The organism is Polyangium sp. 6x1 (assembly GCF_029946515.1).
Classification (GTDB): Bacteria; Myxococcota_A; Polyangia; order Polyangiales; family Polyangiaceae; genus Polyangium.
In genome coordinates this window covers 54,710-75,382 of record NZ_JARZHH010000035.1, presented here as the reverse complement: position 1 = coordinate 75,382, position 20,673 = coordinate 54,710, and the positions used below count along the sequence as shown (strand labels likewise).

The following is a 20,673-nucleotide window of genomic DNA, read 5'->3' as shown; positions in this document are numbered from 1 at the left end:
CGCCTCCGCCGGCCGGGCCTACCCGCGACGCACGGAGACGTTCCGGAGGACGCTGTGAAAGAAGACGTGGTACGTCACCGGCTGTCCCCCCACGAGGCCCGTGAGCGAAAATCGCACCCAGAGGCCCCGATCGCGGCCGATCAGGGTGAGCTTCGGTTCGAAGAGCCGCGGCTCGTAGGCCCGCACGACCCCGATCATCTCGGCGCAGAGCTCGTCGAGCAGGGGCTTCGTCGCGAAATGGCCGTCGTACCGGCCGAGCCCGTACACCTCGACCGCCGACGCATACCCGCCCTTCGCGTTGAGCGACACCTCGAGGTTGCGCGCGATGCTCTCCAGACGGGGCTCGTGATCGCCCCTGAGCTTGCCGAAGAACGACAACGACAGCCTCCTCCGCGGTCCCTTCTATCACGACCGCCTCCAGGAGAGCAGCACCTGCAAGCCCTCGAGCTCCTTGGGCATCAAAAAACAGATCGCCCGCTCCCGAAGCACGGCTCCCCACTCGCGCGCGTCGTCGCCCGCCGACGAGCCCGCCCCCACGATGCGATAAAAATCCACCGGCCCGCCGAACCGATGCCGGAACGGCGGGTTCGGCGAATACGTGAGGCGCATGCCGCGGAGCGCGTGCTCGCGCACGAGGCGGAGCCGCCCCGGGCTCGAAAGCACGGCGCCTTCGAGCGGCAGTTTGTCCCCGGTGCGATTCTTGAGCACGACCACGTAAAGCTCGGAGGCGCCGAGGGCCTCGGACGGGAGATCCCCCGCCACGAGGCGCCCATTCTCGGCGACGAACGAGACCGCCGGCTCCTCGGGGAAAGGCACGCGGGCGCGCGACGAGATCTCGTCGAGCACGATGCCAAAGACGCGGGCGAGGTCGTGGTGCTCGTAGGGAGGCGGCGAGAACGGCGCGGCCCGCTCGTCGAGCAGGCCGAGCTCCAGCGCGAAATTGCGGAGCGCCGAATACACCGGATACGGGTGCAGGTGCACGCCGCGATCCATGTCGTCGAGCAGCGCGCCGAGCTTGCGGGCCTCGACGCGCACGCGAAAGAGCGGCGTCGCCGAATCCCCGCGCGCCACGGCCTCGAGCGCGAGCTCGTCGAGCGCGCCTTCGATCTCGGCGAGCTCGCCGCGCAGGCGCGTGAGGCGCGGCGCGAGATAAGGCGTGGAGCCGAGCCGCACGAGCGGCGGAATGAAATCGGACGAGAGGCGGAACTGGCCCCCGGTCGTCACCTCGAATTGGCCGAGCTCCGCCCGGCCGATGCTGCCTTCGAGGCTCGGCTCCGCCGAGAGGACAACGCGGAGAAAGACGCGCGGGATTTCCTTGGGCGAGGGCGGTTCGAGCGCGCCCTCCGCGTTCGCCTCGTCGTCCGGAGGCAGGACGTGGGCGAACACCTCGACGCGGCGCCGCCCGACGGCCTTGAGGTCGAGCGGCGCGCTGAGGCGGGCATTGCCGGGCACATCGACGACGGCCCCGTCCGGCAGGACCGCGCAGAGGCCCGAGACCCAGAGCACGCCATTCTTGGGATCGTCGCCGTTCCATTCGAGCCGCGCGATCCCCGTGAGGGGCAAACCAATGTGGCTCGCCCGCAGCGCGGCTTCGGCCGAGAGCGCATCCTCGAGTCCGAGGAAATGCTCGGGGAGCAGGACCTGCCCGATCCGCCATTTCGGCCGTGCCAGCGCTGCCACGATTCGTCTCGGCTAGCTCTGCGCCAAGCCCCAGAGCTTGGCGAAGTTCTTCCCCTTGCCGACGGCGACCTGCAGCGATTGCGCCGAGGGCTGGGGCTTGATGCCGGTGTTGAAGGTGAAGTTGATGGGCGACTGCACCTCGGTCGACGCATCGTCCGCCACCGAGAGGTTCAGGTCATCGCCACGCTTCTCGAGGATCCCGTTCATGTCGGTCGAGTTCGAGTGGAAGCAGAGGTAATACTCCTTCTGCACCGGGTCGTACTCGTAGACGGAGAACTGGAACGTGACCAGCACGTTGGTCATGGACGTGTAGATCAAGAGGGCGACGTTCTGCTTGTTCGTCGCGGAGATCTGCCCCGTCAGATACACCGCGTCGGTGACGCCCGTCTCCCAGAGGATATCGCGCAGGACCGCGACGACCGTCAGGTCCTCGGTCGGGTTCATCGGGTTCTTGCACGTGAGATCGGCGGTGATCTCCGTATCCCCGACCTTCAGCGACGTGATGAACCCGACCGCTGTCTGCTTGTCCTTCTTGTAGTTGAAGCCCTGATAAACGTCGAGGACTTTACGAAATTCCGGCATGGCCGCTCATCCTTTCCTGAATGCTCGATCCCGTATCAGGGCCCGCCCAGGGCCGCTTCGAGCCGGAGCTCGACGTCCATTCCTTCGAATTGCGCGTGCGGCAGGACCGAGATGACCGACTTGTACCAGCCGAACGCACCCGGCTTGTCCTCCACGGTCACGCTCACGGCCTTGAACGGATAGAACCGCAAGGTCAGGTCGTCGGGATTGACGACCGTCGTGACGTACCCGCCGAGCCAGTTCGCGAGCACCTGCTGGATGTACGGCCCGTCGGCCGTGCTGCCGATGTACTCGCGCATCATGCGCTTGACGAAGTGCGCGATGCGCGTGATCGAGAACGAGTACGCGAGGTTCGTGACGAGGTGCGCGTTCTTCGTGTTGAGATCCTCGACGAACGTGCGCGGCTTCTTGAGCGATTGCGCGCTGAAGAACGTGGCCACCGCCTCGTTCTTCTTGTGCACGAGCGGGATGAAGCCGTTCGAGGCGAATTGCAGCTCGCGATAATCGGGGATCGCGATCTCCACGGGCGGCTGCTGGTGCTCGTAGCCGTTCTTCTCGTACGTGAAGACGGTCAACCCCTCGACGATGCCGCCGCCGCGGGGCCCGCGGATGTGCTGGGCCCAGCCCGATCCCTCGAAGGAGCGGACCATGTTCTTCGCGAAGAGAATGGCCGCGTTGCCCCACAGGAAATGGCTGTCGTCGTCCGTGCGGCCCGGCTGGACCGTCTCCTTGTACCCGACGACGTTGCCCGGCTCGAGCTTGTACGCGTGGCCGAACGGCCGGCGCAGGAGGTACCGCGGCAGCACGAGGCCGAGGTACGCGGCGTAATCGGTGTCGCGCAGCTCGTTGTACTTGCCGAAATGCGGGTGCGTGAGCACCGCGTCGAGGTCGCCGATCTCCGCGACCTCCTGCATCGTCTTGCAGGGCGTGAAGAACGTGGGCGCGACCGAGGCGACGAACGGGCAATGCGAGGCGTTCGCGACCCGGCCCATGGCGCGGAGCCAATCGATGTCCTCGTCCGTCGATTCGAACTCGTAGAGCCCGATCATCGTGGCGAACGGCTTGCCGCCGTACCGATCGTACTCCTGGATGTAGACCTTGTTGAAGAGGCTGCCGCCGAAGATGTCGGTGTCGTGATCGATGACGTCGGCGCCGATCTCGTCCTTGCTACCGTCGAGGAAATCGATGATGACGTCCTCGCTCTCGACGCCGGACGCGAGGTGGTGGAGCCCGCGCCAGACCGCTTCGATGGCCTGGAAATCGTCGTCGTGGAAGACGTCGTCGAGGTGCTTGCCGAGCTTCTCGTCGACCTTCTGCGCGACGAGCGCGATCGCCTCCACGACGTTCGAATAACTCGCGAACACGTGGAGCGGATCGAGGTCCGCGCCGCGCGAGAGCGAGAGGTTCTCGTCGCAATTGACGAGCAGCGCCGCGAGGTCGTTCATGAACCGCGCGCCGTCATTGATGTTGACGTTGCGGTCGTCGAACTTGAGCGGGGCGACGGCGCTCGCATCGTCGGCGAGCGAAAGCGCGCCGTCCGTCCCGCCGTTCGGCTGCGCCGCCGGCTTGACCTCGCTGATGATGAGCTTCAGCGCGTCGCCTTCCTTGAGGTCGCCCGCGGTCTCGCCGAACGCCCCGAGAAGATCCGCTTTGAGTTCGTCGGCGTTTCTGGGAGTTGTATTGGTTGCAGGCATGATCGCTCCTCGACCTCAGATCTCGAGCACCTTGTAATTGTCTTTCGCCCACTTCTGGAGCTCCTTGAGCCCGTCGGGCGAGGCGAGCGCGCGCTTCATCTGGGCGCGCAGCTCGGGGCGGTTGCGCAGCATGGACTGAAGCTCGAGCATCATCAGCTTGATGACGCGCAGCCGCTGGAGCTCGGGGATGCTGCTGGCCACGGCGTCCGGCGTGAAATCCTTCATCGACGCGAAGGGCACCGTGCGCTCCGCGCTGACCTTGAGCGGCGTCGTGATGGGCAGGACGAACACCCGACCCTTCGAGGCCGCGTCGTCGTCGTCATTGTCCTCGGCCTCCGGCTTCGGCACGTTCGCCGCTTCCAGCGCGACCACGCGATTGCGCAAGAGGCCCGTCACGAGGCCGACCTTCTTGCGGGTCGACGGATCGATCGTATCGCCGGCGACCTCGCCGGAGAACGTGATCGTCGCGCCCTGGACCTCGAGGTTGCCCGCGTCGTCGATCGACTTCACGTCGAGGGTGCCGCCCACGACGATCTCGCCCTCGACGCGGCTCAGGCCATTCTCCTCCGGCGTGCTCTCGAAATGCGCCTTGCCCGAGAGCGGATACTTTCCGGCTTCCTTGCGGGCGATCGCGCCGCTCGGGACCGTGCAGACGATCCGGTCGAGCGTCACGGTGCCGGGCAAGGTCGATTTGAGGTGCGAGAGCGCCTTCGGCAAATGCCAGGTCGGCACGATCTCGTGGAGGTGATCGTCCACGGTGGTCCCGCGCTTGATCGAGCGAATGGTCCGCTCGGAGAGGGCGGGCAAGAGCCCCGCGGCGCGCTTCGAGCGGCCCTCGAACTCACCCAGGACCAGGACCCGGTAGGGCAGCTTTTCTTGCTGCGGCGTGCCGGTGATGTTGGTCCGGTAGGTAATGGTGAGCCTGGACTTGAAGATCTGGTCCTGGATGTACTTGCTCAAGATCGGTTCTCCTTCCCCACCACCTCGTGGAATCGAGGCAAGGCATGCCTTCGCCGGCGCGTAGGTTCACGCCTGGGCCCCCCTCGTGCAGAAAACCCGAGGACCGAACCGTGGGGGCTCGGGGCTTTTACGGTTCCAATCGCGCATACCGTTCCACGGGCGCGCGCCCAGGGACAAATTTGCCGTCACACCGGGCGATCGGGCGGGCGGCCCTCGAAGAGCGTATGGATCTCGGAAGGCCGCGATTTCGCAAGCGGATCCCAGCCGAGCTCGCCCGGCCCGCGGACGATGAGCTTGCCCGACGCTTCGTGATCGACGAGCAGCACGCGCAGGTGCACGGCGGCGCCGGAGAGCGCGGGCAAGACGTGATCGAAGAGACGCGCGCGCGCCTCGCGTGTCCACGGAGCGTTCGTCCAGGTCCTCGACGCGTCGGTCACCAGAATGGCGTCGATGCCGGGCACCGAGACCTCGGCCTCGCCGCCGAGCGCGGAGATGCCGAGCGTCGCCTGTCCGATGCGCGCGTCGGGCGCAGGCAAACGGCGCTCGTGCCCGGCGCGACGCACCGACACTTCGAGCTCGGGATACACCTTGCGAAAGAGCCAGCCGAGCGTGATCGGCGACGAGGGGCGGGCGAGCGTGAATGCGGACCGACGCAGGGAACGAGGGCGCGCGACGAGGCGCTCGTTTTCCACGGGCGCGCGCGCGTCGGCGTGATCTCCGAGGAGGCGATGGTCGGCGAGCGCGACGACGCCTTCGAGCGACGGGCCCGCTTGCGGATGCGCGAAAAGCTCCTGGAAATACGAGGGAAGCGGGGTCGTGACCGAGCGCAGGCCGAGGTTCAGCGTGACGGCGATATGGTCGCCGAAGAACGCGACCGCGCGCACGAGCGTGGGTTCGAGCGCGAGCGAGGGATGGCTGCAAAAACGTAAAGGTCGCTCGGGGAAACGCGAGCGGAGCAAGGCGACGAGGGCCGGGAGCTCGAAGGCGGGAGCCGCGCGCGAAATGGCCTCCTCCAGCGCGGCGCGGCCTGCGCCGGGCGGGGCGGGGGGCATTTCGGAGGACAGCGGCGCCGGCCCGTCCATGCGTCAGGTCCCGACGAACGCGTCGAGGTCGACCTGATAGAGTTGCTCGAGCGCCTGCCACGCGGGGCCGCCCTCGGCCTCCCAGTGGGGCGCGATGTCGCCGATGTTCGACGAAAGGAGGCGGAAATGGGGCGCGAGCAGCGCGGGCAGGTACACGCGCGGATCGAATCGATCGACGACGCGGCGCACGTCCTGGGCCACGATCGCGGCCTTGCCCATCTCGCCGCGGCTCACGAGCAGCTCGAACGCTTCGAGCTTGCGGATGAACTGCTCGAGCGCGGCCGAGACCTCGATCGTGCGCGCGGGCGGCGCGCTGGGGTGGAGTTTTTCCGAATCGAACACAGGCTCGGGATCGGAGGGTGCGTTCTCTTCGGGCTCGTCCACGGCTTGCTCCTCGATCGGCTCCGCGGGCGGGGCCTCCGGCGGCGGAGGCGGCGGCGGCGGCGGCGGCGGCGGTACGCGCTGGAAGACGCTCTCGCTGCGCGCGCGGAGCGCGGCGAGCTCACGCACGGATTGCGGGGTTTCGATGACGGCCGCGATGGCCTTGGCGAGCTCCTCGGCCTCGGCGGCCGTCTTGGCCGGCAAATCACGCGGGATCGTCGCAGCCCAGTGCTTCCACGTCGCGTCGCGCTTGGTTTCGTGAAAATCGATGGAGGCGCGAATCCCGCGGAACAGGAGCGTCCAGGCGGAGTCGGCCACGCGCGTTTTGCGCTGGACCGGCCGGAGCGCGCGAAAGCCTCCGGCCAGCGCGAAACGCGTGGTCGCGAGGATGGCGGGCAAGGACGCGGGGCCTTGCTCGGCGAAGACCCCGAGCAGGAAAGCCGCGATGAGCCGGACGTCGGTCGCGCCGTCCTCGATCGAGAGAGAAGCACGCTCGGCGGCGGCGCGCAGCTCGCCCCCTTGAGCGAGGCGCAACGTATCGTCCACGGCCGCGGTGGTCGCATCCATTCCGGGGCCGGAGAGGGCGTGCGTGACGAGGTTCGGATCGAGCATGACGAGGACCTCGGACCGGGCGTATGTCGGGACAGACCTACTCGGTCCCGAGCATCTGCGCCCGGAGGGCGGTCAGATCACGGAAGACGGGGCTGCCCGCCTTCCGCAAGAGGGTGCCCGAGGAGTATTGCCGACGGCACCAGTCGAGGTCCAATTCCTTGCCGACGAGCCGGGGGTAGAGGGGGTACACATCGACTCTCTCGGGCAGGAAGTCCTCGCCGAGGTCCTCGCGGATCGTGCGGGAAACGAGGGCGGAGAGGTCCTTCGCGGAGACGTCGTTCGCGCCCGAGAAGACGAGCAGGACGAAGGCCCAGCGGGCGCCCGGCTCTCCCGTGGGCACGGGCACGACGGCGGCGCCCACGACGCCGGGCAGCTTGGAGACGCAGGCCGTGACCTCGCTCGCCGGATACACGCGCGCGGCGCGGCGCGGGAGGAGGGTGGAGCCATAAAGAAACTCGGCGCCGAGGCTGGCGAGAATGAAAAAACCTTCTTTGTCGGGAAGCGGGACGAAGACGCCGGTCGCGCCCACCGCGGGCTCGCCGCTGCCCCCGGCGTCGAGCACGAGGTACGGGCGGCCGGGCGCGGGCAAGGCGCGGGCATTGCTGCTGCCGGGCCGGCGGGTCGAGACGAGCAGGCATCCGCCGCTGGCCGCGTCGACGAGGACGTTGCTCGAAGGGACACGCGTGAGGTCGTTTCTCTTGACGAACTCGTTGTGGGCGATCCAATCGAGCGGCTCGTCGACGCTGCGGAAGACGTGGCGGAGGCGCGCGAGGCGCGCGGGCTTGCGGCGAAGGTGGGCCGCGACGGTCGGGGCCACGCCGAGCACGGTGATCGGGGATGTTTCGAGCAGGGTCGGGTTTTCTTCGATGTCGGCCCTTCGCAGATGAACGAACGTCGCGCCTGCGAGCCAGGTCGAGAGGAGCAGGGCCGGCATGTGCTGCTGCATCGGGAAATCCGGCGCCGCGAGGGCGTCGCCGGGGCCGATGCGATAGGCGAAAAGGGCGTCGCGCACGGCGTCCTCGAGGGCGCGCGCGGCGGGGAGATCCACGGGGACGAGGAGCGGCGCGCGCAGCGGGGAGAAGAGCCGGGCGCAGGGTTCGTCCGGCGCATACGCATACGGCGGCGCGCGCAGGGCCGGGCCATTCTCGACGAGGGGCAACGCGAGCGCGGCGAAATCGCCGAGCGGCGGCGGATCGTCGGGATCGAAGACGACGTGCGCGGGCCCGAGCGCTTCGAGGCGCGCGGCGAGCGCGTCTGCGCCCGCGGGTTCGAGGATCGAGACGCAGAGGCCGAGGCGCAGGGCCGCGGCGAGGGTCACGACGAACGCCGGGCCGAGCGGGAGGACGATCGCGATCGGCGCGCCGGCCTTGGCGCCTCGTTGCGCCCAAACGGCCGCGCACGCGGAGGCGCGGGCGTCGATCGCGGCGTACGAGAGCGAACGCGCCGCGGAACGTTCATACCAGACAAACGCCGGCCGGCTCGAGGCGACGTGGCGCAAGATGGCGTCGTGATAGAGGTCCTGTGGTTTTCCCGGGCGGCTCCGAAGCGGAGGGCCTTTTTCACGGACGAATTCGAAGAGGGCGGACCAGAAAGGCTCGGGGGAGTCAAAACTCTCGGCGAGCCAGGCAATGGCAGGGACTTCGTCCTCGCGGGAGAGGTCGAGGCTCTGGACGAGGGCGGGGATCTCCATGAGGCGCCCGGGCAGACGAGCAGGGCGCGCGCGGCGGGCCAAGTTTTTCGCGACGCCGCGGGGCGGGATCCCTCAATTGCAGGTCGCGCCGTCGACGAAGCACTTCTGGAAGTTGCAGCGGCATTGCACCTGCCGGCCGCCCGGCAGGTCCGTGGTCCAGCCGTCCTTGGAACAATCGGAGAACGAGCACCGCGTGCGCGCCGATTCACCCCCCGGCAAGTCCGTCTCCCAGCCGTTCTTCAGGCAATCCGAAAACGAGCACCGCGTCCGCGCCGTGGTCCCGTCCGAAAAGCTCGTCTCCCAGCCGTCCTTCATGCAATCGGAGAACGAGCATCGCGTCCGCGCCGTCGAGCCATCGGGGAAGCGGGCTTCCCAGCCGTCTTTCATGCAGTCGCCGAAGGAGCAGCGCACGTCGACGTCGCCCTCGGGCGTCGAGGTCGTCCAGCCATCCTTGAGGCAATTGCTGAACTTGCACCTGCCCGAGGCAAAGACCGCGGCGGCCACGTATCGCGCCGTCTTCGCCTGCGCTTTTCGTTCGACCTCCTGCGCCGCGGCCTCGGCGGCGACGCGCTCGGCTTCGGCCTTGCGGAACCTGGCGACGTCGCTGGTCGCGTTTGCCCATTTGAGCTTCTTGGCGTCATCTCCCGCGCGATAAAGGCATTCTCCCGTGAACGAAGGGACATCGTCCGCGGGGACGTTCGGCCTCACGCGCGAGCAGGCCCGGAGGACGACGGCGTCGGCCTCGTGGTCCACGGAGGCGGCGACGAGGAGGTCGAAGAGCGCGAGCGAGGGTGCCTTTTCAATGGCCTTGTCGAGGTAGCCCACGGCCTCCATCTGGAGCTTGCCGACGTCCAGGTTGCCCGCCCGCGCGGCGTTCGTGCGCCGCGCTTCGATCACGAGCTCGGCGAAGGACGTGGCGTCATCGACGAAATCCTTGCCCTCCGCGATCCTGGCGCGCAGAGACGTGAGTTGGGCCTGGATCTCCTCGACGCGCGTATCCTCCGCCGCATCGTCTTCTTCTGCCTCCGCGGCGCGCGCGGCGGCGCGGGTCTCCGCGGGGACCCGAACCGGCTCGGGCTCGCCGAATCCGCTCGTCTGCACTTGCAGGGGAACGAGCGAACACCCCATGCCGAGGACGACGGGGAGCGCAAAGGCGAGCGCCCATCGATGCGAACCATGCGCCATGACGCAACCCTTTCAGGGAACGGCGATCTTGTTCTTCGTGCCGGGCGTGCCGCCGGGCGTGTAGCCGCCTCCGGGCATCTGCCCCCCTGCCGGCGCCTGGGAAACCCCCCAATTGGAGGCGCTCTGCGCCCCGCCGAGTGGATCCTTGCGCTCCAGCGACACGTTCCGCGCGGTCTGCGCCAAGCCGAGCGCATCGTAATCGAGCGACGTGAGGACGACCGGGCTCGTACCATTGCACCCGAACACCGTGACCTGATCTCCGTCGTCGTTCAGGACGAGGTTTCCGCGATACATGAAGCTCGAATAGACCACGTTCCCCGGCTGATCCGTCACGCCCGCAATGGCGGTGTGCCAGAACGTGAGGTACCCGCCGGCCGGGATCGACACGTCCGACGGAATGGCGAAGACCCCCTCGTTGTCCACGGGCGCCTGGCCCGCGCAGATGCTCGCGAGGTCCTGGGAGTCCGTGAGGTAGAGGCCGCCGAGCGCCACGGGCTGCGCGCCGTGATTGTACAGCTCGATGAACTCGTACTTGCCCGCTGTCCCCTGGTTCCACGGGCGGTACATGACCTCGTTCACGACGACCGTCTGGGCCGCAGCGGAGGCCGGCGTGGCCAGGAGGAGGACCGAAACAAGAAGAGAGCGCGGCTGCCTCGCTCGGATCCCGGGACGTGCCATGGAAAGGATGCTACCGCGCCGAGGCGCGCCCGCGCAATCCGCGCGTTCGCCAGCTTCTTGGCCCTGCCCTCGGGGCGCCTGGTACCCTCGTCCCGCCGGAGGGATAGGCCCGCCCGGACCCCGATGCTGGTCACCATTCGTATTCGAACCACGCGCGACGAAGGACGGACGGCGCTCTGCGAGCTCACGCTGGACCGCCGGCAGAGCTTCTCGGCGCTGGCCGAATCGCTCTTCACGCAATGGGAGATCGAGACCGCCGGGCCGCGGCTCGACCCGGAGGATCGCGCGGGCCTTTTGCGCAAGCTCGAAGGCTGGCTCGTCACGCACAGGCGCGATCTGCACTTCGGGCAGGGGCCGATTTTCGAGTACACGTGCCTGCGCCCGCCCGCGCCCCCGAAGAGGCCTCGCCCCCTGCCCCGCCCCGCCGAGGCGCCCCCTTCCCCGCCCGCGGACGATAGCGGCGAGGACGGAGCCTTGAAGCGCATCGAGGCCCAGATCGATTGGCAAGGGAGATAGGGCCATGAGCGGGGTGAAATCGCTACGCATCCGGCCGAGCAAGCGGGACGAGGAGGCCCTGCGGCGGGCCGCGGCCGAACGCGGGAAACAGGCGCGCGAGGAAGCGGCGAAGGTGGAGGCGACGAAGCCCTCCCCGCAGGCCCTCGTGCCGCGCTCTGCCGCCGTGGAAGCGTGCCTCCGACGCACCGAGCGGACGCTCGGATTGCTGTCGGCGTGCGTGGCGCTCGGCCTCGGGCTCGATCGCGAGGTCGAGCAGGCCCGAGGCCAGCTCCTCGAATTCACGCGCAAGCCGGACGCCGCGCGGATCGGGGCCGTGGACGCGCTCATCGCGTGGGTCTCGCCGCGCACGCTGGAAGAGATGCTCGCGGTCCAGCAGGAGGGGCTCGCGTGCGCGCTCGCCGTGCTGGAGACGCCCGCGTGGCAGCGGCAGCTCGAAGCCTTCCGCCCGGGGCTCGCGGCCGATCTGAAAGGTTTGGCCGGACGAAGGGCGCAAGACGGCCCTGCGAATGTCGCGAGCCTGCTCGCCGAGCTCGACGCGCTCCTCGCGGCGCGGGCGCGGGCGCGGGTCGTTTCGCTCTGCGAGGGCGGCGTCGCGGCGGGGCTCCGGGCCTCGGAGGTTCGATTCGACGCGCGCGAAGGGGCGTTCGTCGCCGAGCTCTCCGACGATCACGGGGTCTTCGCGCGGATCGCGGAGCACCTCGTGTCGTGGGCCGCGCTCCCGGACATCGATTCGATTGAAATGCGCGGGCCCGCGGAATGGGATGGCCCGGCGTGCGTCCACGGAGGGTATGCGGACGTGCTCGGGGCGCTGCGCGCGCAGGGCGTCGAGGCCGAGCTCTACGGCGAGGACGGGCGCGCCTTGTGGCCCGCGGGCGGCGACGGCGCAGGTGGCGCGGAGGTTGTCCTGCAAAACGTCGCCGTGACGGGGAGGCAAGGTTCGTCGTGACGGACCTTTTGCTCAACCTCGCAGACGCCGTCGCGCCGTCCCGCGCGAACGGGCCCGGCGCGCGCGCGGTCCTCTGGGCGCAGGGCTGCACGCTCCGCTGCCGAGGTTGTCACAACCCCGGGACCTGGACCCCGGCGCCGCGACGCGTGTGCTCCGTGCATGCGGCCGCGTCCTGGGTGCGCTCGTTCCGAGGCCTGCGCGGCGTGACCTTGAGCGGCGGCGAGCCGTTCGAACAGGCCCTCGGCTTCGCGGCGCTCTGCCGTGCGCTCCGGGCCGAGGGCGCGGACGTCGTCGTGTTTTCGGGTTTTACCCGGGACGAGATCGAATCCGACGTGCGACCTCACGCCCGGGCCCTGCTCGCCGAGGTCGATCTTCTGATCGACGGGCGGTACGAGGCCGATCTCGCGGCGCGGCTGCCCCTGCGGGGCTCGTCGAACCAGCGATTGCATTTCCTGACGGGGCGGATTCGCCCCGAGGACATCGAAGGTTTGCCCGCGGTGGAGTGGATCGGCAAGGGCGAGCGGGCGCGCGTGACGGGGTTTGCCCTCCGCGCCCTCGGGCCGAAGACCGCCGAGGGGCGAGCATGAGCGGGAGCCCCGCGCCGGACCGGGAGCGAGAGCCTGCGATCCTGCTGCTCGGCTGGCGTCGGTCCGGAAAAACCCGGACGCGGATGCGGTGGAGCCAGTATGCCCGCATGGCGCCGGTGACGGCCGAGGGAATCGGGTCTCCGCGGGTGGAGACGGGGGCGAACCCGGCACCAACGGCGGCGGTGACGGAGCACCGCGTGGAGATCGGCGAGCGCGCGGTGCGGGTGATCGACGTGCCTGGTGCGATCGTGGACGCGGCGCGGGACGAAGCCGGGGCGCTGCGGGACGCGCTGGAGCCGCGGATCGGTCGAATCGGAGGCATCGTGCTTTGCGTGGCTCCGCCCGTGCCGCCGCGTCGAAAAGGCTTGGTCGCGGGGCACGTGCACCCTTCGCTCGTGCCTGCGTATGGCGACATCTTCCCGGCGGGCGAAGGGACGGCCGAGCCCGCGGCCGCGCAAATGGAAGAGGTGCGGGCGCGGATCGACGCCGTGATGGCCTTCGTGGAGCAATTCGCGGGGCGCATGGGCATGGACGCCCGCGACGTGCCCATGGCCGTGCAGATCAATTTCGCCGATCTCGTCGCGCTCGGGGGCACGGACGACGAGGACGCGGCGGCGCGGGATCGGCTCTTCGCGCGTCATGGTCGCATGCTGCCGGCCGATCGGGCGGCCTTCACGGCGCCCGCGCAGATCGAGGCCCGGCGCGCGGAGGCGGCGGCGGTGGACGCGGATGTGTCGGCGCTGGCGACGGACATCGCGGAATTCATGCGAACGCGATGGCCTGAGCACGATCTCTGGTTTTCGGTGGCCGCGAACGTGGAGGATCCCATCGGGCATCGGAGCACGGCGGCGGGGCTCGTGTATCTCGTCGACCGGACGCTCGGGGAAGAGGCGCTCGCCGCCGCACGCGCGCAGCGCGAGGAGGCGCGAAAAGCCGAAATGGCGCGGCGCGTGGAGGCGCGGCGGGCGCTCTTGCGGCGCTTCCGTCCGGCCCTCGTCGTGGTGCCCGCGCTCGTCGTCCTCCTGCTCGCCGCGAGCACGGTGACCTGGGGGAGCCGCACCGAACATGCAGCGCCTTTGCTGATTCGCCGCGTGCGGTGGTACGCTCAATCTCATCTGGCCCCGGAGGGCCCTCCACATGGGCCGGGCCCTCGCGCGGCCCGGACGCGATCGCCATGAGCCCGAAACAAGGCGTCATCCAGGCGTGTTATCCCGCCAATCGTATCCCGGCGTCGATGCTGGCGCAGGCCTTCTTCCGGCCCCACGCGGCGAGGCCGCCGCACCCGGCCAAGGCCATTCAGCGCAGCACGACGTCCCTGCCCCCGCACCCGGCCACGGTGGCGCAACGAAAGAGCGCGGTCCCCGAGCTCGCCGGGCGTCCGCCGCACGCCGCGACGACACGCGGCGCCCCGCTGCAAAGGCGCGGCGCGGACGAACCGTCTGCATTCAGCGCGGCGCAGCCCTCGGGCGTGCACGCCTTCGAGCCGCCCGCGGGTTTCCTCGAAAACAAGCGGGCGCGGGAGGGACAGCCGCTTCCGCCCTCGGTGCTGCGCAAAATGGAGAACTTTTTCGAGGCGGATTTCTCCGACGTGCGGGTCCACGTCGGCGGCGAGGCGGCGTCGATCGGGGCGATCGCGTTCACGCTGGGCGCCGACATCCATTTCGCGCCCGGGTTTTACGAGCCACACACCTCGCGGGGCCAGGAGCTCCTCGGGCACGAGCTGACGCACGTGGTGCAGCAGCGCGAGGGGCGGGTGGCGAACCCGCTGGGCGACGGAATCGCGGTGGTGCAGGATTTCGAGCTGGAAGCAGAGGCGGATCGCATGGGAAGGGCCGTCGCCACGGGGCAACCGAAGATGGCGTCGGGCGCGCGCCCATTTCCGGCGCTCGGGCCGCCGGCGCAAAACGTCGCTCCGCTGCAGATGCGGGCCGCGCAGGCGAAGGGCGCTGGATATCGGCTCATTTTCGGGACGTACATGCACGAGAATCAGAGCCTCCCGGAGCCGCTCGCGGGCCATAGCTTCGTCGCGCTCGAAGAGCCGACTGGAGAGCGGCACGCCTTTGGTTTTTCGCCGCAGAATTACGGCTCCTACGATCCCCACCGCGACATCGGCAAGCTCATGTCGGGCGTCCCCGGCGTGGTGCATGACGACAAGGCGGCCTTTGAAAAACCCGGGGTGCGGCTCAAGGAGTACCCCATCGACGCGGCGCAGGCGCAGGCGGCGATGGCGAAGGTGGCCGAGTATCAGGCAGGGCGGCACCGATTCAACCTGCAATCGAAGCAATGCTCGGCGTTCGCGCTCGACGTGCTCAGGGCCGCCGACGTGAAGACGCCGGTGAGCGGATCGGTGCGCGGGCCACGCGACGTGTACGAGAAGCTGCGGTAGAGTTTTCCTGCGGACGACGCGGAGGAGGCGGCGATGGCGAACGGCGAGGGCGAGGGGAAAAAGCAACGAGCGCCGCATCCGGCGACGGTGCAGCGGAAAACGGCGACGACGGCGCAGCCCGGAAAACGGCCGAGCCGGCCGCCGCACCCGGCCACGGTGCAGAAGAAATCGGCCGCGAATGCCGGCGCGCGCAAGGAGCGGCCGCCGCACCCGGCCACGGTGCAGAAGAAATCGGCCGCGAATGCCGGCGCGCGCAAGGAGCGGGCGCCGCATCCGGCCACGGTGGCCCGGACAAACGGGGCCGCGCAACGCCAGGCGGCTCCTGGGAAGACCGGCGCGCTCACGCTGGCGTCCGGCTCGGCGCTGTATCACGCGACGAGTTACGCCGGGATCAACGTGATTCTGCGGTCGGGGATCGGAGCCGTGACCGGGCGGACGGGCTCGGTGTTTCCCACGTCGACCGCGCTCGATGCCGGACGCGCGGGCTCGGGCGGGCCGGCGGCGGTGCTCGAGCTGCGAACGACGCGCGCCTTGCAGGGCGGTCGTGACGCACCGCAGGCGAAGACCGCGGCCCCGGCCGAGCCGGCCGAAGGCGACACGCCGCCCGATTTCGCGGTCGATCGCCGCGGCTCGCGTTCGATGCAGTGCAAGCTGCATCCGCGCGCGTGGGGCGCCCTCGAGCCCGTGGCGGTGCACCTGCGCGACGCGCGCGGCGCCTGGGCGCGCTTCACGGTCGCGCAGTACCGCGACATGTCGAGCGCGGGATAAACCGCGTTCGCGCCCTTGCCTCGGCGCTCCGGCTTCTTCACCATGCGCACTCCGCACATGGCGTCGCTCGAAGACATCACCAAACGCTACTACGAGACGACGGCCTCGCGTGGCCACCGCCCGACCGCCGAGCACTACCGAACGAGCGCCGCGGGCCTCTTGCGCCGCCTCGGCCCATGGCTGCCCGAGGATCGCACGACGCTGTGCCTCGACCTCGCCTGCGGCTGCGGCGAGCTCATCTACGCGCTCGAACAACGCGGCTTCGCCCGTACGCGCGGCGTCGATCTCTGCGTCGAGGAGCTCGACGAGGCCCGCAAGTTCGTGCGCGGTGAGCTCGTCGTCGGCGACGTGATCGATCACCTCGCGGCCGAGCGCGAGGGCTCCTACGGCTTCCTCACCGCCTTCAACATCGTCGAGCATCTGCCCAAGGATCGGCTCGTCGACTTTTTCCGCGAGGCGCGCCGCGTGCTGCGCCCCGGCGGCGCGCTCGTGGGCATGGTGCCGAACGCCGTCTCTCCGTTCGGCGCGGCGGCGCGATACTGGGACATCACGCACCAGATCGCATTCACGCCGAACAGCATCACGCAGCTCGCCGCGATGACAGGCTGGGGCGACCGCGTGGAGTTCCGCGAATGCGGCCCGGTGCCGCACGGCGTGAAGAGCGCGATCCGGTATGTCGCGTGGCGGGCGATGCGCGGCGCGATCGCGGCGTGGTTTCTCGTGGAAAATGGAGCGACGCGCGACGGGATTTATTCGTCGGACATGCTCTTCCGGCTGCGAAAGGGAGCCTGAGGCGCCATGCGTGTCCTCGTCCTCGGGCCTCGATTCGCGGACGGCTTCGCCGACAACGTCGCCGAGACGCTCGTGGAGATGGGCCACGAGGTCCTGGGCGCCGAAGAAGTCGATCACGCCGCGTACTGGTCGGTCCCTCGCCGCGCGCTCCGCATGGTGGAAGAGCGGGTCTTCGGAGACGCGCCATTGCCGCAGGATCGAAAGCTCCTCCGCCTCGTCGAGAATCGCCGGCCGGACGTCTTGCTCGCGCTCACGTGGGACGTGCACCCGGAGATCCTCGACGCGCTCGGCCGGCTCGTGCCGGGGCGGCGCATTCTCTGGTGGGGCGACGCGCCGGCGAACAGCCGCAGGTTCGGGCTCGTGAATCCCTACTGGGACAAGGTGTACGTCAAGGACCCGGACGCCGTGAAAAAGCTACGGCTCGCGGGCCAGACGTGCGCGCTCCTGCACGAGGCGATGAACCCGCGCTGGCATCGGCCGCTCGCGAAGCAGACGAGCGACGCCGTGGTCGTCGCTGGAAACTATTATGCGTTTCGCCAGGCCGTTTTGATGCGCCTGCTCCGCGACGGCGCGCGGCTCGAGCTCTACGGCACCATGCCGCCGCCCTGGTCGGCGAAGGAGATCCGGACGAGTTTTTCCGGGAAATACGTCGTCCGCGAGGAGAAGAGCCGCGTGTTCGGCGCGGGGATGGCCTGCCTCAACACGTTCGCGCTGGCGGAGGGCAACTCGCTGAATTGCCGCGCGTTCGAGATCGCGGGCGCCGGCGGGCTCCAGCTCGTGGAGTTCCGGCCGACGCTGCTCCAGTGCTTCGATCCGGGGAAAGAAGTGCTCACCTTCGAGACATACGAGGAGCTCGCGGGCCACCTCGAACACGCGCGCCGCTTCCCGGCCGACATGCTCGCCATCCGCGAGGCCGGCGCGCGCCGCGCCCTCGCCGAGCACACGTATCGACACAGGCTCGAAACCATCCTCGCGGATCTCGCCTGACGAATGGCCATGTCCCTCCGCGTCCTCCACGTCATTCCGAGCTTCTGGCCCGCGACGCGGTATGGCGGACCGATCGAAGGCGTGCTCCGTCTTTGCCAGCGCCTCCTCGGCCTCGGCGTGACGGTCGAGGTCGTCACGACGGACGCCGACGGCGCGGGGGATCTGCCCGTGCCCCACGCGGAAAAGACGCTCGCCGAGGGCGTGCCCGTCCGCTATTTCCCGCGCAGGCCTCGCACGCGTTTTGCCGTCTCCGCGCCGCTCGCGCTCCACATCGCTCGGGAAATCCCGCGCTGGGATCTGGTGCACGTCACGGCCCTGTTCTCGTTTTCGTCGGCCGCGGCCATGGCCCTCGCGCGGCGCGCACGTGTGCCCGCCGTCCTCTCGCCGCAGGGCACGCTCATGCCGTGGGCCATCGGCTCGAAGCGCTGGAAAAAGGCTCCCTATTTCGAGCTCGTCGAGCGAAAGAACGTCCTCTCCGCCGCGGGCGTGCACGCGACGAGCGACGAGGAGGCAAGCCAGATCCTCCGCCACGTCCCCGGCGCGCGCACGTTTGTCGTACCAAACGGCGTCGATTTGCCCGACGCGCTCCCCGACGTGCCTCGCGAGAAGGCGCGGATCGTTTTTCTGGGCCGTATTCACCCGGTGAAGGGGTTCGACGTGCTCGTCCCTGCCCTCGCCCGCGTCGCCGCCGCCATGCCCGAGGTGGAGACGCTCGTCGCCGGGCCGGACGAGGACGGCGAACAAGCGCGCGTCGAGGCGCTCCTCACCCGCGTCACGCCTCGCCCGCGCATGCGGTTTCTCGGGCCTGTGTATGGAAAGGACAAACAGAAGCTCCTCGCGTCGGCCACGGTTCTCGTCCTGCCGTCACACGGCGAGAATTTCGGGATCGTCGTGGCCGAGGCGCTCGCCGCGGGCACGCCCGTCGTCGTGAGCAAGGCTTGTCCCTGGAAGATCCTGGAAGAGCGCGGCGCGGGCGCCTGGGTCGAGAACACGCCCGAGCGGATCGCCGAGGCGCTGCTCGCGATCCTCGAAGACCCCGCGCGCGCCCGGCGCATGGGAGAAGCGGGGCGCGCCGTGGCCGCCGGATTCGGCTGGGACGCCATTGCGAGGCAGATGCTCGGGCATTACGAGGCGATCGTCGCCGAGGCGAGGCGGCGTTGAAGATCCTCGTCGTCTCCTCGGTCGGCGGTCACCTGACCGAGATCATGCAGCTCGCCCCGGTCCTTGCGGGCCACGAGGTCGTGCTCGTCCTGAACGACGAGGCCGCATTGCCGGATTTCCCGTTCGCCCGGGTCTACCGCATCGCGCACGCCGAGCGGGACGCGCGCGTGCTCTTGAACTTCTTCGAAGCCGCGCGGATCCTGCGCCACGAGGATCCCGACATCGTGCTCTCGGCCGGCGCGGGCCCGGCGGTCCCGGTCGCGCTCGTGGCGCGGATCGGAACGCGGGCACGGGTCGTGTTCGTCGAGACGGCCGCGGCGATCGTCCGCCCCACGCTCACGGGCCGGCTGATGGCGCCGCTCGCGCACCATTTCTTCTATCAATGGGACACGCTCGCGCGGTTCTTCCCGCGGGCCGAGAAGGCGAGCATTCATTTCGGATGAGGATCTTCGTCACCGTCGGCAATGCGCTCGTCCCCTTCGACCGGCTGCTCCGCTGGGTCGACGAGGCCACGTCCGCGCTCGCCGTGCCCGCCGATGGCCTCTGCCAGCACGGCCCGAGCGAGGTTCGTCCGCGGGCGCTCACGCCACGCGAGCACCTCTCCCGCGCGGAATTCGAGCGCGAAATGGATCAGGCCGACGTGGTCGTCTGCCACGCGGGCGTCGGAACGCTCGCCGATGCGCTTCGCCGCGGCCATCGCCCGATCGTCGCCGCGCGCCGCGCCGGGTTCGGCGAAATCGTCAATGACCACCAGCTCGAGATCGTCACGGTCCTCGGGCAGGAGGGGCGTATCGAGGTCGCGGAGGACGCCGAATCCCTTCGTGCGGCGCTCCTGCGGTATGCGCGGGGCGAGGCGCGGCGCGGCGCTCCGCGGGACGAGGATCCTGCGCGGCTCTTGCCCGTGGCGCGCGCGATCGCCGAGGGTCCTGCCCGCGCGCGCCCGCCGCTCTTCGGAAAACTCGCCATGGGCGCGCTCGCCGCGCTGGGCCCTTCCCTCGATCGCTTGCGCGTCCGATGAGACCGCGCGCTTGCCCCGGCGCCGCGCTCCCGCTACGTTCGGCGGCGCGATGAGCATGACCCGCGAAAACGCGCGTTCCGCGTGCCGGATCTGCGGGGCGCGTGGAGCGCCGGAGGAGTCCTTCGAGGAGATCGCCTGTTTCCGCTGCGCCACCTGCGGCACCGTGCAATCGAACGTTCTGCCCACGGTGGAAGAGCTGGCGACGCATTACGCCGGTTTTTCCGAGGGCTACACGGCCGGCATGGGCGCCGAGCGGTTCGCCCGCGAGATGCCGAAACGACACGCCGCGAAGCTCGCGCTCGTGCGCCGTCATGCGCCCTCCGGCAAGCTGCTCGACGTCGGCTGCGGGGAAGGCGGGTTCCTCTCGCAGGCCCTCGAAGCCGGCTTCGACGCCGTCGGCTGCGATTACTCCGTACGAAAAGAATACCCGCCCGGCGTCAAGGTTTTTCCGGGCAACCTCGACGCCGAGGGCGGGCTGCCGTTCGAGGACGCGAGCTTCGACGCCGTCACGTCCTGGGCCGTGATCGAGCACGTCCGCGACCCGCACGCCGCGATGCGCGAGGTGCGCCGCGTCCTCAAGCCAGGCGGATTTTTCTTTTGCGATACGCCCCTCTGCGGCGATGCCTCGGAGCGCCTCGTCGCGGCGCGCTCGCACTGGTTCTGCCCGCCCGAGCATATTCACGTGTTCTCGTATGGCTCGCTCTCGCGCCTCGTCTGGGCCGCGGGCCTCGACGTCGTGTATTCGACGCCCTCGTTCGAGCGCTCGGCGCCGAGGTATGTGGCGCGGCGCCTGCGAAACGTGCTGGTCGGCGTCGTCCTCGGGCGCACGCTGCGCCATTTCGACCCGGGCGCGTGGGAGCGACGGCGGCAGAGCGTGGTCACGCAGATCGGGGACATCCAGCTCCTCGTCGCGCAGAAGCCGCGGGGCTGACCGTGCCGCCCGCTTGCCCCCCGGCCGCGAGGCCGCT

The 20,673-nt window shown here is 69.5% G+C and carries 22 protein-coding genes; 12 read left to right on the top strand and 10 right to left on the bottom strand.

Annotated elements, in window-relative coordinates:
- Nucleotides 1–18 precede the first annotated feature (18 nt).
- From QHF85_RS28980 to QHF85_RS28935, 10 genes are all read right to left on the bottom strand, one after another.
- Nucleotides 19–378: a GPW/gp25 family protein gene (locus QHF85_RS28980; protein ID WP_281330591.1), complete on the bottom strand. Its 360-nt coding sequence runs from the start codon at nucleotides 376–378 to the stop codon at nucleotides 19–21.
- A gap of 27 nt (nucleotides 379–405) precedes the next feature.
- On the bottom strand, nucleotides 406–1,680 hold the full coding sequence (gene tssK, locus QHF85_RS28975) for a type VI secretion system baseplate subunit TssK (RefSeq protein ID WP_281330590.1): 1,275 nt from the start codon (nucleotides 1,678–1,680) through the stop codon (nucleotides 406–408).
- A 12-nt stretch (nucleotides 1,681–1,692) separates the two neighbouring features.
- Complete coding sequence (locus QHF85_RS28970) at nucleotides 1,693–2,262, bottom strand: hypothetical protein (protein ID WP_281330589.1); 570 nt, start codon at nucleotides 2,260–2,262, stop codon at nucleotides 1,693–1,695.
- Nucleotides 2,263–2,297: 35 nt separating this feature from the next.
- Nucleotides 2,298–3,956 (bottom strand): type VI secretion system contractile sheath large subunit, encoded by a 1,659-nt coding sequence (tssC, locus tag QHF85_RS28965; protein ID WP_281330588.1) that lies wholly within the window; start codon nucleotides 3,954–3,956, stop codon nucleotides 2,298–2,300.
- Nucleotides 3,957–3,971: 15 nt separating this feature from the next.
- Nucleotides 3,972–4,916: a type VI secretion system contractile sheath small subunit gene (locus QHF85_RS28960; RefSeq protein WP_281330587.1), complete on the bottom strand. Its 945-nt coding sequence runs from the start codon at nucleotides 4,914–4,916 to the stop codon at nucleotides 3,972–3,974.
- A 185-nt stretch (nucleotides 4,917–5,101) separates the two neighbouring features.
- Nucleotides 5,102–5,968 (bottom strand): hypothetical protein, encoded by an 867-nt coding sequence (locus QHF85_RS28955; RefSeq protein WP_281330586.1) that lies wholly within the window; start codon nucleotides 5,966–5,968, stop codon nucleotides 5,102–5,104.
- 33 nt (nucleotides 5,969–6,001) lie between these two features.
- A complete protein-coding gene (locus QHF85_RS28950) occupies nucleotides 6,002–6,991 on the bottom strand; it encodes a type VI secretion system protein IglI family protein (protein ID WP_281330585.1) in 990 nt (329 codons plus the stop codon).
- 37 nt (nucleotides 6,992–7,028) lie between these two features.
- Nucleotides 7,029–8,681, bottom strand: a complete 1,653-nt coding sequence (locus QHF85_RS28945) for an AMP-binding protein (RefSeq protein WP_281330584.1) — start codon at nucleotides 8,679–8,681, stop codon at nucleotides 7,029–7,031.
- Between the two features lie 72 nt (nucleotides 8,682–8,753).
- Nucleotides 8,754–9,866 carry a hypothetical protein gene (locus tag QHF85_RS28940; RefSeq protein WP_281330583.1) on the bottom strand — a complete coding sequence of 371 codons (1,113 nt, stop codon included), beginning with the start codon at nucleotides 9,864–9,866 and terminating at the stop codon, nucleotides 8,754–8,756.
- A gap of 12 nt (nucleotides 9,867–9,878) precedes the next feature.
- Complete coding sequence (locus QHF85_RS28935) at nucleotides 9,879–10,544, bottom strand: lamin tail domain-containing protein (protein ID WP_281330582.1); 666 nt, start codon at nucleotides 10,542–10,544, stop codon at nucleotides 9,879–9,881.
- Between the two features lie 123 nt (nucleotides 10,545–10,667).
- On the opposite strand from QHF85_RS28935, the gene QHF85_RS28930 reads away from it, so the two are divergent.
- The 12 genes from QHF85_RS28930 to QHF85_RS28875 are packed head-to-tail and all read left to right on the top strand — an operon-like array spanning nucleotide 10,668 to nucleotide 20,636.
- Nucleotides 10,668–11,060, top strand: a complete 393-nt coding sequence (locus QHF85_RS28930; protein ID WP_281330581.1) for a hypothetical protein — start codon at nucleotides 10,668–10,670, stop codon at nucleotides 11,058–11,060.
- Nucleotides 11,061–11,064: 4 nt separating this feature from the next.
- On the top strand, nucleotides 11,065–12,006 hold the full coding sequence (locus QHF85_RS28925; RefSeq protein WP_281330580.1) for a hypothetical protein: 942 nt from the start codon (nucleotides 11,065–11,067) through the stop codon (nucleotides 12,004–12,006).
- Nucleotides 12,003–12,593 (top strand): 4Fe-4S single cluster domain-containing protein, encoded by a 591-nt coding sequence (locus QHF85_RS28920; RefSeq protein WP_281330579.1) that lies wholly within the window; start codon nucleotides 12,003–12,005, stop codon nucleotides 12,591–12,593. The genes QHF85_RS28925 and QHF85_RS28920 overlap by 4 nt, the downstream gene beginning before the upstream one ends.
- A complete protein-coding gene (locus QHF85_RS28915; RefSeq protein ID WP_281330578.1) occupies nucleotides 12,590–13,771 on the top strand; it encodes a hypothetical protein in 1,182 nt (393 codons plus the stop codon). The genes QHF85_RS28920 and QHF85_RS28915 overlap by 4 nt, the downstream gene beginning before the upstream one ends.
- A complete protein-coding gene (locus QHF85_RS28910) occupies nucleotides 13,768–14,979 on the top strand; it encodes a DUF4157 domain-containing protein (RefSeq protein WP_281330577.1) in 1,212 nt (403 codons plus the stop codon). Before QHF85_RS28915 ends, QHF85_RS28910 begins: the two co-directional genes overlap by 4 nt.
- Nucleotides 14,980–15,012: 33 nt before the next feature.
- On the top strand, nucleotides 15,013–15,747 hold the full coding sequence (locus QHF85_RS28905) for a hypothetical protein (RefSeq protein WP_281330576.1): 735 nt from the start codon (nucleotides 15,013–15,015) through the stop codon (nucleotides 15,745–15,747).
- 42 nt (nucleotides 15,748–15,789) lie between these two features.
- Nucleotides 15,790–16,539 carry a class I SAM-dependent methyltransferase gene (locus QHF85_RS28900; RefSeq protein WP_281330575.1) on the top strand — a complete coding sequence of 250 codons (750 nt, stop codon included), beginning with the start codon at nucleotides 15,790–15,792 and terminating at the stop codon, nucleotides 16,537–16,539.
- Between the two features lie 6 nt (nucleotides 16,540–16,545).
- Nucleotides 16,546–17,526, top strand: a complete 981-nt coding sequence (locus QHF85_RS28895; protein ID WP_281330574.1) for a glycosyltransferase — start codon at nucleotides 16,546–16,548, stop codon at nucleotides 17,524–17,526.
- A gap of 9 nt (nucleotides 17,527–17,535) precedes the next feature.
- The gene (locus QHF85_RS28890) at nucleotides 17,536–18,687 is read left to right on the top strand and encodes a glycosyltransferase (protein WP_281330573.1); all 1,152 of its coding nucleotides are present in this window, start codon (nucleotides 17,536–17,538) and stop codon (nucleotides 18,685–18,687) included.
- A complete protein-coding gene (locus QHF85_RS28885) occupies nucleotides 18,684–19,130 on the top strand; it encodes a hypothetical protein (protein WP_281330572.1) in 447 nt (148 codons plus the stop codon). Before QHF85_RS28890 ends, QHF85_RS28885 begins: the two co-directional genes overlap by 4 nt.
- Entirely contained in the window at nucleotides 19,127–19,705 is a 579-nt protein-coding gene (locus QHF85_RS28880) for a glycosyltransferase (protein ID WP_281330571.1), read from the top strand. The genes QHF85_RS28885 and QHF85_RS28880 overlap by 4 nt, the downstream gene beginning before the upstream one ends.
- A 49-nt stretch (nucleotides 19,706–19,754) precedes the next feature.
- Nucleotides 19,755–20,636 carry a class I SAM-dependent methyltransferase gene (locus QHF85_RS28875; RefSeq protein ID WP_281330570.1) on the top strand — a complete coding sequence of 294 codons (882 nt, stop codon included), beginning with the start codon at nucleotides 19,755–19,757 and terminating at the stop codon, nucleotides 20,634–20,636.
- The last annotated feature ends 37 nt before the right edge of the window (nucleotides 20,637–20,673 follow it).